Source organism: Acidovorax sp. FG48, assembly GCF_057809085.1.
Genome location: NZ_JBMDJH010000013.1, coordinates 26531 through 38193 on the forward strand (window position 1 = coordinate 26531; position 11663 = coordinate 38193).

Below are 11663 nucleotides of genomic sequence, written 5' to 3' on the forward strand. Positions count from 1 at the left end.
ACCGGCTACAGCAGGTGGTCCGGGGCCAGCGGTCCCAGCAGCTGCAGCATCAGCCGCAGGGGGGCGCTGGCGTCGGGCTCGGTGGTGGCGTCGGGCAGCCCGCTGCCCTCGGGGGCGCGCCAGCGCAGGCCCTGGTCGGTGGTCTGCACCTGCCAGGCGGATTCTTTCAGTGCCGTGTCAATCTGCGTGGTGGCCCGGCGAGACAGCTCCGTGCTGCGAATCAGCAGTGCCACCTCGGTGTTCTGCCGCTGTGAACGCATGTCCAGGTTCATCGACCCCACGACCAGCAAGCGGCCGTCCACGATCAGCAGCTTGGAGTGCAGCATGGCGCGCGATCCGCCTTGCGAACCCACGACGCCCGCGCTGTGGTTGCCCATGCTGCCCGACACGCCCAGCGCCCCTCGCAGCACGCCGGGCAACTCGCTGTGCATCTCGTACAGCTCCACCCCCATGGCCAGCAGCTGCGGCCGGTGGCGGGCGTAGCCGGCGTGTGCAATGGGCGCGTCGTTGGAGGCCAGCGAATTGGTCAGCACCCGCACCCGCACGCCGCGTGCGCGCGCAGCGGCAAAGGCGGCCTCCATGTCCGGCCCGGGCACAAAGTAGGGCGAGATGATGAGCAGGTCGCGCCGCGCCTGGGCCATGAGCTGCAGAAGGCCATCCACCACTGTATCGGTCTGCGCCTCGTTGGTCTCCGTGCCGGCGCGGGGCAGGGGGCTCGGTGGACTGTCTGCCGCCGCTACTTTGCGGGAGCCCGACACCAGCGCGGCGGCAGCGGCCTTGGGACTGCTGGGGCTGCTCAGGTTGCCGGGTACCCCTGCTGTGGTGCTCGCGGTAGGACTGGGTGGTGCTGGGGACACTGCCGGGGCGGCCCCGTTGGGCACGCTGCCTGCCGCTGCGCTGTCCGCAGGGATCTTGGCGGGCTGGTCTACCAGCACCGCCGCTGCCGCCCAGACAAAGGGCGTGCGCTCCAGGTCCATGGGCTCGTAGTTCCAGATGCGCGCCCGCTGCGCAGCGGTGGTGCCGGGCCCCATGTCGGGCGGTGAGCGGTCGGGGGCCGTGGTGCCACCCTGGCCTGCGACACGGCGCCTCCGCCCTTCGTCGGCCACTCGGATGCTGTCGCGCAAGTGGTCGAGTTCGCTCTGGGTGATAAGCGACTGCACCGGGTAGGCGCGTTCGTTGTTCCAGTAGCTGTCAAAGCTGCGCGAGAGGTCCTGCACGATGGGGCCTGCGGCCAGCACGTCCAGGTCCACAAAGTTGCCCGAATCGGCGTTGCCGAAGTAGGCATCGCCCAGGTTGCGCCCCCCGGTGACGGCCATGGCGTTGTCGGCAATGAACAGCTTGTTGTGCATGCGCTGCTGCACGCGCGAGAAGTCGCCCAGCAGGCTCAGCATGCGGCCGATGGGCGACCCCCGGGCCCCCGTCACGGGGTTGAACATGCGCATCTCGATGTTGGGCACAAACGCCAGCCGCATCACCTGCGCGTCGCGCCCAGTGCTGTGAAAGTCGTCCAGCAGCACGCGCACCCTTACACCGCGCTGGGCCGCTGCCATCACGCTGAGCAGCAGGCGCTCGCTGCTGGCGTCTGCATGGATGGCGTAGTACTGAAGGTCCAGGGTTTTCTGGGCGGCGTCCACCAGGGCCAGGCGGCTGCTGTAGGCGGCCTGCGGGCCGCTGAGCAGTGCAAACCCTGAGGCATGCCGTGCCCCCTCGGCGGCCCTGCGTGCGGCGACCAGTTTGCCCAGTGGAGTGTCGCCGGGAGCCGCCAGAGCAACCGACACCGGGCGGTCCACCTCCTTGGGCAGGCCTGCGCATCCCGCCAGAGCCAGGGTGACCAGCAGCACGACCATGCCCAGCCAGCCGGGGCGGGCCGACTGGGGCTGGGTGAGGGACAAGGGGGGCGAAGACAGCATGGCGCGATTGTGACCGTGGAGCCGCTAGGGCGCAGGGCTCAGGTATAGCCGCGCGCCGGTCCATCCGCTGTCAGACAGCGCGCCAAGGCGAAGGCTTGGACCCGTATCAGGCCCCACGCCGGGTCCCGCGCCGGACCCAGGCCGTCGCCAGTGGGCTGGGCTACCAGCTCACTTCGCGGTCGGGTGTGGCGCTGATCTTGTGGATGCTCAGGTCGGCGCCGTCAAACTCTTCTTCCTGCGTCAGCCGGATGCCCACCGTCTGCTTGAGGATGCCGTACACCACCACGCCGCCGATCAGGGCCCATACCACGCCCAGGCCCGTGCCGATGAGCTGGGCCGACAGGCTCACCCCGCCCAGACCGCCCAATGCCTTGCTGCCAAAGAGGCCCGCAGCCAGCCCGCCCCAGGTGCCGCACAGCCCGTGCAGCGGCCATACGCCGAGCACGTCGTCGATCTTCCATTTGTTCTGTGTCAAGGTGAACATCAGCACAAAGATGGCCCCGGCCACCGCGCCCACCACCAGCGCACCCAGCGGGTGCATGAGGTCCGAACCCGCACACACGGCCACCAGACCGGCCAGGGGGCCGTTGTGCACAAAGCCGGGGTCGTTCTTGCCCAGCACCAGGGCGGCGAGCGTGCCGCCCACCATGGCCATCAGCGAGTTCACGGCGACCAGGCCCGAGAGCTTGTCCACGGACTGCGCGCTCATCACATTGAAGCCGAACCAGCCCACCACCAAGATCCAGGCGCCCAGCGCCAGGAACGGAATGTTCGATGGCGGGTGGGCCGAGATTGCGCCATCCTTGCGGTAGCGGTTGGCGCGGGAGCCCAGCAGGATCACTGCTGGCAGGGCAATCCAGCCGCCCATGGCGTGCACCACCACCGAGCCGGCAAAGTCGTGAAACTCCTCCCCCGTCACGGCTTTGATCCAGCCCTGCACACCAAAATGCTGGTTCCAGGCGATGCCCTCAAAAAACGGGTACACAAAACCGACGATGACGGCCGTTGCCATCAGTTGCGGCCAGAACTTGGCGCGTTCTGCAATGCCGCCCGACACGATGGCCGGAATGGCGGCTGCGAACGTGAGCAGGAAGAAGAACTTGACCAGCGCATACCCGCTGAGCTGCACCAGCGACTCTGCGCCGACGAAAAAATGCGTGCCGTAGGCCACGGTGTAGCCGACGACGAAATAGACCACCGTAGACACCGAAAAGTCCACCAGGATCTTGACCAGCGCATTCACCTGGTTCTTTTTGCGGACCGTGCCCAGCTCCAGAAACGCAAACCCGGCGTGCATGGCCAACACCATGATCGCCCCGAGCAAGATGAACAAGGCATCCGTGCCCTGTTTGAGTGCTTCCATAACGTCCTCGCGATAGTGATTGATCGACTCTGGTGCGTTTTCGTAATGCGCCACAGATTTGCACCAAGTTGAAGCAAGAAGCGCGCCAAGAGTTGGTGCAAGGTTTCGCACTGATTTGGGGCTTGATGGCGTGAGGAAAAAAATGGGTGTTTAAAATACTGTATAAATGAACAGCTTTTTTGGCGCCAAATCCACCCCTGCTCGCTATGGGCCTCCTACCCACTCCCGAAGATGACCTGCCCGAAGAGCCGCAGGAAATCCGCGTTCCGCTGCAAGCCATTCGCGGTCGAGGGGCGGCGACGGCCATGGCGCACCGGTTTGCCAAAGACCAGCGCGAGCCCGCAGATGACGGGTGGAGCCCTGTCAGGGCAACTGGCAATGCGGACGGCTTGGCCCCGGGCCATGGATGCCAGGAGGGCGAAGATGAATGGGACACAGGGGCGCCGGGCGGGCCTGCTGCGTGCGACGAGGGCGATGGCGAGATCCGTCCGTCCCCCGCCACCCGCGTGCATTTCGAGACCGCGCGCAGTGCCCTGTGCGCCAACGACTCGCCCGACATCTTCTTTGAGCTATCGGTCAATCCCTACCGGGGCTGCGAGCATGGCTGCATCTACTGCTACGCGCGGCCCACGCACAGCTACCTCAATTTTTCGCCCGGGCTCGACTTTGAGACGCAGATCGTGGCCAAGCACAACATTGCGCAGGTGCTGCGCCAGGAGCTTGCGCAGCCACGCTATGTGCCGCGCCTGCTCAATATCGGCTCGGCCACCGACTGCTACCAGCCTGTAGAGCGCGACCTGAAGCTCACGCGCAGCGTGATCGAAGTGATGCGCGAGGCGCGCCACCCGTTTTCGCTGATCACCAAATCCAGCGGAGTGGAGCGCGACCTGGACCTGCTCGCCCCGCTGGCCGCACAGCGCCTGGCGGCGGTGTACGTCACCATCACCACGCTAGACGCCACACTGGCCCGCCGCATGGAGCCCCGTGCTGCCGCACCCCACCGGCGGCTGCGCACCATACGTGCCCTGGCCGAGGCGGGAGTGCCGGTGGGCGTGAGCGTGGCGCCGCAGATTCCCTTCATCACCGAAGACATGGAGCAGGTACTGGAGGCCGCGCGCGACGCCGGTGCGCGCACCGCCTTCTACACCGTGCTGCGCCTACCCTGGGAGCTGGATGCGCTGTTTCGGGAATGGCTCACGGTGCATTACCCGCAGCGTGCAGCGCGCGTCATGGCACGGGTGCAAGACCTGCACCACCTCACCGAAGCGCAGCGCGCTGCCGGCAAGACCTATGACAGCGACTTCGCCACGCGCATGAAGGGCAGCGGGCTGTGGGCCGATTTGCTGCGCCAGCGCTTTGCCAACACCTGCCGTCGCCTGGGGCTCAACCGCGAGCGTGAGGGCCTGGACCTGGGCGAGTTCAGGCCGGGGCTGTTGCGCGGGCAGGGCAGCTTGTTTTAGCGGCTCTTTGCGATCTCGACGGGCGCGGGTTGGGGCGCTCGAATTGTTTGCTGGTCCCTGCGGAACTAGGTCCGGCGGGCCGCATCGTTCACAGGCCCGTCAGGCCAGCACGTCGCGGATAGACGCGTCCTTGCCGAACTGTGCCTTGGCAAACGGGCACAGCGGGACCACCTTGGTGCCTGTTGTCCGTGCCCACTCCACCAGCGCCCCGAGCAGCGCGCGCCCCACGCCCTGGCCGCTGAGGGACGGGTCCACCTCGGTGTGGTCCACGATGATCATCGTGGCGTTGGTGCGGCTGTAGGTCATCTCGGCCAGGCGCTGGCCGTCGTGCGCGATGTAGAACGCGCCCTTGGCGTCCTGCTCCTGGTGGTGAATGGTGTGTGACATGGTGCGTTGCAGTGGCAAAGATGTGCGCCAGAGTATGGGGCATGGGGGGCTGCGGCCGCGCTGGGCGCCGCCCGCAGCCCAGCGCGCGAAGGGCGGTCTCCATCGGTGAGGGATCTACCCGATCTGGAACGCCTCGGACAGAAACTCTGCGGTGGCGCGCACCCGGGCGGTGCGTTGCAGGTCGGGGTGCATCACCTGCCAGACCTCGTAGTCGTTCGCCCGGCGGCGCTCGGGCCAGATACGCACCAGGCCTTCGCGCTCGCCCATCCACACCGGCATCTCGCCCAGCCCAATGCCCGCCGCCACGCCCTTGCGCACCAGCAGACTGGAGCGCACCGCCAGCGCGATCCGGGCCTGGCGCGCGGGCACACCCGCCATGGTGAGAAACGCGTTGTGCTCCAGGTAGGGCGCGTAGGCCACCAGGTGGTGGCCGCGCAGTTCGTCCTCGGGCACGGGCATGCCAAAACGCTCGACATAGCCCGCGCTGGCGAACAGGCCCACGGGCCACGACGCCACGCGGCGCACCACCAGGTCGGGGGTCTCGGGCCGTACGTTGCGGAACGCGATGTCCACCTGTCGGCGGCTGAGGCTGAGCAACTGGGTGGAGACCTCCAAGTCCACGCGGATGTGGGGCCAGTGCTGTTGCAGGCGCTCAATGGCGGGCATCAGCAGGTCGATGGCGATGGAGTCGGTGCTGGTCACGCGCACCAGGCCGCCCGGGCTGGTGTCCTGGCCCTCGATGCGGGTGCGCAGGTCCAGGGCTGCGATTTCCATGCGGCGGGCGGCGGCCAGCGCTGTTTCGCCCGCAGCGGTGAGCAGGTAGCCGTCCTTGGCGCGCAGGAAAAGCTTGGCGCCCAGCTCGGCCTCCAGTGCATTCAGCCGCCGCCCCACAGTGGCCTGGTCTACGCCCAGGCTGCGCGCGGCGGCGCGCAAGGAGGGCGCTCGCGTCAGGGCGAGAAAGATGCGGGTGTCGTCCCAGTTCATGGTCGTGCCGAGGTTGCGGATGAAAGCCGAGTGTGATGCAAATTTGCATCGCTATAGAGCGAAATTGCTGCGTTTAAATCATCGTGCACAGCCCTATCCTTGAAGGCATTGAAAGCCATGCCTGAGGAGCAACCCCATGTCCACACCGATGACCGCACTGCCTGTGACCGAACAGCCCGCAACCACCCCACGCACCATGCAAGCCGTCGTGTTCGATGACTTCGGCGGCCCCGAGGTGCTGGTGGCGCGCGAGATCCCCGTCCCCGAGGTGCGCCCGCACGACCTGCTGGTGCGCAACGCCTCCATCGGCGTCAACCGGGCCGACCTGTTGCACCGCAAGGGGGCCTACGGCCGTGCCTACTTTGGCGATGCCGACACCATGGGGCTGGAGATTGCGGGCACCGTGGTCGCCATGGGGCCCAAGGTGCAGGGCTTTGCCATTGGCGACCGCGTGATGGGCATCGTGGGCGGCGGCGCCTACGCCGAGCTGTCGCGCATCGACCACCGCATGGCCATGCCGGTGCCTGCGGGCATGGATCTGGTGGCCGCTGGCGCCGTGGCCGAGGTTTTCGTGACCGCGCATGAGGCGCTGTTCCAACTGGCGCGCCTGCACGCGGGCGAGTCGGTGCTGATCCATGCCGCAGCGGGTGGCGTGGGTTCAGCCGCCGTGCAACTGGCCCATGCGGCAGGAGCGCGCGTGTTCGCCACGGCCGGGGGCGACAAGCGCGGCGCCGTGCTGGGCTGCGGGGCTGATGTGTTCATCGACTACCGCAGCGAAGACTTTCAGACGGTGGTGAAGCAGGCCACGCGGGGCCGGGGCGTGGATGTGGTGATTGACTTCATCGGGGCTCCGTACCTGCAGCGCAACGTGCGGTCGCTGGCCGACGGCGGGCGCCTGGTGTCGGTGGGGCTACTGGGGGGCGCGCAGGGTGCGGAGCTGCCCATGGACGTGGTGCTGTACCGCCACCTGCAGATCTTTGGCACCGTGATGAAGTCCCGCCCGCCCGAGGTCAAGCAGGCCATGGTCCAGCGGTTTGCCCAGCAGTGGCTGCCAGCCCTGGCCGCCGGGGTGATCCGGCCGGTGATCGACAGCACGTTTGCACTGGCCCACGCCGCACAGGCCCATCGGCGCATGGAGTCTGGCGCCAGCATCGGCAAGATCCTGTTGCTGCCCGAGGCGCGCTGAGCGGGCGGGGCGTAGCGCCCAACGCCCAACGCCCAGCTTTCGGCCCACCTCAGCCCGCTGCGGCCGGCTTGCGGCACGCGGCAAACATGTCCAGCTCGGTGTTGTACGCCTCGGTCTTCACATCCATCAGGCCCAGCACCGAGTGGAAGTAGTGGTCGTGCGTGATGCGACGCTCGCCCAGGTCTTGCTGCAGGCAGCCCGTGGTGAGGTGGGTGCGGGCCTGCATGGCGGGTGACAGCCAGGTGATCCAGGGCACGTGTTTTTGCACGTCGGGCGCAATGGAGTAGGGCAGGCCGTGCAGGTAGATGTTGTTCTCCCCCAGCGACTCACCATGGTCTGCTACGTAAATCATAGCTGTCTGGGCATGTTGTTCCTGCGCTCCCAGCCACTGGAGCACTGAATCGAGGAAATGGTCGGTCTCGACGATGCTGTTGTCGTAGGCGTTGACCACCTGCTCACGCTGGCATTCCTGCAGCGCGGTGGAGGTGCACTCGGGGCCAAACTTCTTGTTCTCGGGCGCGGAGCGCTTGTAGTACGCGGGGCCGTGGCTGCCCATCTGGTGCATCACCACCACGGTGCCACGCTGGCGCTGCTCGGCGGGCAGGGCGGCGATCTGGGCGTCCAGGTCCTTGAGCATCACGCGGTCCAGGCACTCGCCGTCAGCGCACAGCGCCGGGTCTTTCTGCGTGCTGGTGCTGGTTTCGCCCACGCGGTCGCACACGCCCTTGCAGCCCGACTGGTTGTCCACCCACAGCACGGCCAGGCCGGCGTGGTGCAGCACATCGATCAGGCTTTCGTAGTTGGCCGATCGGCCCTCGTAACCCGTGCGGCCCAGGTGCGAATACATGCAGGGCACCGACGCGGCGGTGCTGGTGCCGCAGGACCAGGCGTTGCGGGCACTCACCAGGTCCTTGCGGGCCGACAGGCGGGGCGTGGTGTCGCGCTCATAGCCGTTCAGGCCAAAGTTGCCGCTGCGGCCTGTCTCGCCCAGCACCAGCACCAGCAGAGGAGGCTTGGCCTGGCCGGCGTAGCTGGCGCCCAGCTGGGCATCCCGGCCCAGGGGCAGGATCTTGCTGGTGTCCATGCGCAAAGGCTTGGTGGCAATGTTGCCCAGCGCGTACACGCTGTTGAGCGGGTTGATCAGGTAGCGCAGCTTGGTGTGGTTGCGCATGGTCGAGGCAAAGTCCTGGAACACCAGCAGCAGGCACACCACGATGACGGCGATGGAGCCCACCAGCAGCAGCCCGTTGTGCGCCACATGGCGCAGGGCCGTGAGGCGCTGCACGGGGCGGCGGTACAGCCACAGTAGCGGCGGCGCCGCCAGGATGAGCACCGTGCCCAGCATGCGCAGGTTGAGCAGGTCGCCAGCCTCCTTTACGTCGGTCTGCATCACGTTGACCAGCATGCTGGCGTCGATCGCGATGCCGTAGGCCAGCATGAAGTACGCACCAAACGCGGCCATCAGCACCAGCACCAGCACGGCGGGCTTGAGCGTCCAGCGCCAGGCCAGCAGGCTCAGCAGCGCCGCATTACCCGCCGCGACGATGAGCGCAAACGCCAGCGCAAAGCCCCAGCCGCGCAGGCTGCCCTGGCCGGGCAGCTGGGCCACTTCTTGCCACAGCGGTACGTTGCAGGCCGTGGCCAGCCAGGTGCTGACCAGCACCACCACCCAGGCGGGGTGCATGGGGCGGGGGGCAGGGGAGGCGGTGGGGGGCTCCGAGCGTGAAGCCGAGGCAAAGGGCAGCAGGCGCCGCAGGGACAAAAGCATAGCCCCCTAGTGTGCTGCCAGTTGCTTAAGTGCGCATTAATGCCCGGCGCCAAGACCCCGCGCATGGTGGACCAAATGGTCGCCCACAAAGCTCTGCACAAAGTAGTAGCCGTGGTCGTAGCCTGCGTGGCGGCGCAGCGTCAGCGGCTGGCCGATGGCCTGGCACGCGGCCTCGAACAGGTGAGGATGCAGTTGGTCGGCCAGGAATTTGTCGTCCAGCCCCTGGTCGATGAGGATGCCGGCCGGGTAGGGCGCGATGGGCTGGTGCTGCATCAGCACCGTGGCGTCGTGCTCCAGCCAGGTGGTGCGGTCGGGGCCCAGGTAGCCGGTGAAGGCCTTTTCGCCCCAGGGGCACTGGGTGGGCGCGCAGATGGGCGCAAAGGCCGACACCGTCTTGAACCGGCCAGGGTGGCGCAGGGCCAGCGTGAGCGCGCCGTGGCCGCCCATGCTGTGGCCGAAGATGCCCAGGCGCTGCGCGTCGATGGGCAGGTGCTGGCCCACCAGGGGCAGCAGCTCTTGCAGCAGGTAGCTCTCCATGCGCCAGTGGGTGTTCCAGGGGCTCTGTGTGGCGTCGAGGTAAAAGCCCGCGCCCACGCCAAAGTCCCAGCTGGCCGTGGCGCCGGGCAGGGCCAACACGGCCTCGCCGCGCGGGCTGGTGTCGGGGGTGATCAGGGCCAGGCCCAGTTCGGCGGCCAGGCGTTGGGCACCGGCCTTGATCGCAAAGGTCTCTTCGGTGCAGGTCAGCCCTGCCAGGTACAGCACGGCGGGCACAGGGCCCTGTTGTGCCTGGGGCGGCAGGTACACCGAGAACTTCATCGGCAAGCCGATGGTGGTGGAGGCGTGCTGGTAAAAGCGCTGCTCGCCGCCAAAGCAGGCGTGGCTGCTGAGCAGGTCCAGGGGAGTGGTCATGGTGATTGCTCTTGAATTGATAGCTGCTCAGGCAATAGCTCGTAGCGCTTGAGGCCGTTTTCGCTTGTAGGGGCCCTAAAAGACGACTCCAGGCCGTTTTTCATGACCCGCCGGGGCCAGCACCCAGAGTGCCCGGTTGTCTCTGGGGCTGTGGGTGCTGGCGAGTGGCCGAGTTACGCGGCGTACTTGACGACCGAGCGGATGGACTTGCCTTCGTGCATCAGGTCAAACGCTTCGTTGATGTCCTTCAGGCCCATGGTGTGGGTCACAAACGGCGCAAGCTGGATCTTGCCGGCCATCGCGTCTTCGACCATGCCGGGCAGCTCGCTGCGGCCCTTGACGCCGCCAAACGCCGTGCCCAGCCACTTGCGGCCGGTGACGAGCTGGAAGGGGCGGGTGCTGATCTCCTGCCCCGCACCGGCCACGCCGATGATGACCGACTGGCCCCAGCCCCGGTGCGCGCATTCGAGCGCAGCGCGCATCACGTTGACGTTGCCGATGCACTCAAAGCTGTGGTCCACGCCCCAGGTCGTCATCTCCACGATGACCTGCTGGATCGGCTTGTCGAAGTCCTTGGGGTTCACGCAGTCGGTCGCGCCAAAGGTGCGTGCCAGGTCGAACTTGGAGGGGTTGGTATCGATGGCGATGATGCGCCCGGCCTTGGCCAGCTTGGCCCCCTGGATCACGGCCAGGCCAATGCCGCCCAGGCCAAACACGGCCACGGTGTCGCCTTCCTGCACCTTGGCGGTGTTCTTCACGGCGCCCAGGCCCGTGGTCACGCCGCAGCCCAGCAGGCAGACCTGCTCGGGGTTGGCGTTGGGATTGACCTTGGCGAGCGAGACCTCGGCCACCACGGTGTATTCGCTGAACGTGCTGCAGCCCATGTAGTGGTAGATGGGCTGGCCGTTGTAGCTGAAGCGCGTGGTGCCATCGGGCATCACACCCTTGCCCTGCGTGGCGCGCACGCTCACGCACAGATTGGTCTTGCCGCTCTTGCAGAACAGGCACTCGCCGCATTCGGCGGTGTACAGCGGGATCACATGGTCGCCGGGCTTCACGCTGGTCACGCCTTCGCCCACTTCCACCACGATGCCCGCGCCTTCGTGACCCAGCACCACGGGGAACAGGCCTTCGGGGTCGTCACCGCTCAGGGTGAACGCGTCGGTGTGGCATACGCCGGTGTCGGTGATCTTGATGAGCACTTCGCCCTTTTTGGGCGGGGCGACGTCGATCTCGACGATCTGCAGGGGTTCTCCGGCTTTGAAGGCAACGGCGGCGCGGGATTTCATGGGGTGGTCCTTTCGGTCAATCGGGTAGGGAATGGGTGGGATGTGGGCTATTTGAGGTACGAGCGAAGCAATGCCAGCGTTTCGTCAATGGCTTGCTGCGACGGCGCCGGTTTTTCCGCCAGCGTCTCGCGCACATGGCTGTCGAGCAGGTCGGCCATCAGTCCGTGCACAGCGCCACGCATGGCCGCCAGCTGCTGCAGGATGGGGGCGCAGTCGCTGCCTGCCTCCACCGCGCGCTCCAGCGCCTCGGCCTGGCCTTTGATGCGGCGCAGCCGGGTGATGGCGCGTTGTTTGTCCTCGGCGGTGTGGGGCATGGGCAGGCGGCTGGCTGGTCGGTCACTAGGGTGTACTGGGTGGCAGTATAAAAGACAAGCGCATATGTTGATTGCGCTATAGGCATTAAAAAG

The 11663-nt window shown here is 67.0% G+C and carries 10 protein-coding genes; 2 read left to right on the forward strand and 8 right to left on the reverse strand.

What is annotated here, in order from left to right; genetic code table 11:
• Positions 1 to 5: 5 nt before the first annotated feature.
• Entirely contained in the window at positions 6 to 1910 is a 1905-nt protein-coding gene (locus ACODSU_RS17430) for a phospholipase D family protein (RefSeq protein WP_488843553.1), read from the reverse strand.
• Positions 1911 to 2070: 160 nt separating this feature from the next.
• Positions 2071 to 3273, reverse strand: coding sequence for an ammonium transporter (locus tag ACODSU_RS17435; RefSeq protein WP_291446835.1), 1203 nt, complete (start codon positions 3271 to 3273; stop codon positions 2071 to 2073).
• Between the two features lie 206 nt (positions 3274 to 3479).
• Between ACODSU_RS17435 and ACODSU_RS17440 the strand changes: the two genes are divergently transcribed.
• Complete coding sequence (locus ACODSU_RS17440) at positions 3480 to 4733, forward strand: PA0069 family radical SAM protein (RefSeq protein WP_488843555.1); 1254 nt, start codon at positions 3480 to 3482, stop codon at positions 4731 to 4733.
• Positions 4734 to 4832: 99 nt separating this feature from the next.
• On the opposite strand, the gene ACODSU_RS17445 is transcribed toward ACODSU_RS17440, so the two are convergent.
• Positions 4833 to 5120, reverse strand: coding sequence for a GNAT family N-acetyltransferase (locus tag ACODSU_RS17445; RefSeq protein ID WP_422847336.1), 288 nt, complete (start codon positions 5118 to 5120; stop codon positions 4833 to 4835).
• 114 nt (positions 5121 to 5234) lie between these two features.
• Positions 5235 to 6104 carry a LysR family transcriptional regulator gene (locus ACODSU_RS17450; RefSeq protein ID WP_488843557.1) on the reverse strand — a complete coding sequence of 290 codons (870 nt, stop codon included), beginning with the start codon at positions 6102 to 6104 and terminating at the stop codon, positions 5235 to 5237.
• A 136-nt stretch (positions 6105 to 6240) separates the two neighbouring features.
• Between ACODSU_RS17450 and ACODSU_RS17455 the strand changes: the two genes are divergently transcribed.
• On the forward strand, positions 6241 to 7290 hold the full coding sequence (locus ACODSU_RS17455) for an NAD(P)H-quinone oxidoreductase (RefSeq protein WP_488843559.1): 1050 nt from the start codon (positions 6241 to 6243) through the stop codon (positions 7288 to 7290).
• A 49-nt stretch (positions 7291 to 7339) separates the two neighbouring features.
• Here the strand turns inward: ACODSU_RS17455 and ACODSU_RS17460 are convergent, their stop codons facing one another.
• The 4 genes from ACODSU_RS17460 to ACODSU_RS17475 form a co-directional block, all read right to left on the reverse strand.
• Positions 7340 to 9058 (reverse strand): phosphoethanolamine transferase, encoded by a 1719-nt coding sequence (locus tag ACODSU_RS17460; RefSeq protein WP_488843561.1) that lies wholly within the window; start codon positions 9056 to 9058, stop codon positions 7340 to 7342.
• Positions 9059 to 9094: 36 nt separating this feature from the next.
• Positions 9095 to 9967, reverse strand: a complete 873-nt coding sequence (fghA, locus tag ACODSU_RS17465; RefSeq protein ID WP_488843563.1) for an S-formylglutathione hydrolase — start codon at positions 9965 to 9967, stop codon at positions 9095 to 9097.
• Between the two features lie 173 nt (positions 9968 to 10140).
• Positions 10141 to 11256 carry an S-(hydroxymethyl)glutathione dehydrogenase/class III alcohol dehydrogenase gene (locus tag ACODSU_RS17470; RefSeq protein WP_015015063.1) on the reverse strand — a complete coding sequence of 372 codons (1116 nt, stop codon included), beginning with the start codon at positions 11254 to 11256 and terminating at the stop codon, positions 10141 to 10143.
• 47 nt (positions 11257 to 11303) lie between these two features.
• Positions 11304 to 11570, reverse strand: a complete 267-nt coding sequence (locus ACODSU_RS17475; protein ID WP_056064906.1) for a metal/formaldehyde-sensitive transcriptional repressor — start codon at positions 11568 to 11570, stop codon at positions 11304 to 11306.
• Between the last annotated feature and the right edge of the window lie 93 nt (positions 11571 to 11663).

Bases quoted from the DNA above. Each gene is read 5' to 3' on its own strand.
- ACODSU_RS17475 (WP_056064906.1), bottom strand. From the start codon at position 11,570: ATGCCCCACACCGCCGAGGACAAACAACGCGCCATCACCCGGCTGCGC.
- ACODSU_RS17450 (WP_488843557.1), bottom strand. From the start codon at position 6,104: ATGAACTGGGACGACACCCGCATCTTTCTCGCCCTGACGCGAGCGCCC.
- ACODSU_RS17470 (WP_015015063.1), bottom strand. From the start codon at position 11,256: ATGAAATCCCGCGCCGCCGTTGCCTTCAAAGCCGGAGAACCCCTGCAG.
- ACODSU_RS17455 (WP_488843559.1), top strand. From the start codon at position 6,241: ATGTCCACACCGATGACCGCACTGCCTGTGACCGAACAGCCCGCAACC.
- ACODSU_RS17430 (WP_488843553.1), bottom strand. From the start codon at position 1,910: ATGCTGTCTTCGCCCCCCTTGTCCCTCACCCAGCCCCAGTCGGCCCGC.
- ACODSU_RS17445 (WP_422847336.1), bottom strand. From the start codon at position 5,120: ATGTCACACACCATTCACCACCAGGAGCAGGACGCCAAGGGCGCGTTC.
- ACODSU_RS17440 (WP_488843555.1), top strand. From the start codon at position 3,480: ATGGGCCTCCTACCCACTCCCGAAGATGACCTGCCCGAAGAGCCGCAG.
- ACODSU_RS17460 (WP_488843561.1), bottom strand. From the start codon at position 9,058: ATGCTTTTGTCCCTGCGGCGCCTGCTGCCCTTTGCCTCGGCTTCACGC.
- ACODSU_RS17435 (WP_291446835.1), bottom strand. From the start codon at position 3,273: ATGGAAGCACTCAAACAGGGCACGGATGCCTTGTTCATCTTGCTCGGG.
- fghA (WP_488843563.1), bottom strand. From the start codon at position 9,967: ATGACCACTCCCCTGGACCTGCTCAGCAGCCACGCCTGCTTTGGCGGC.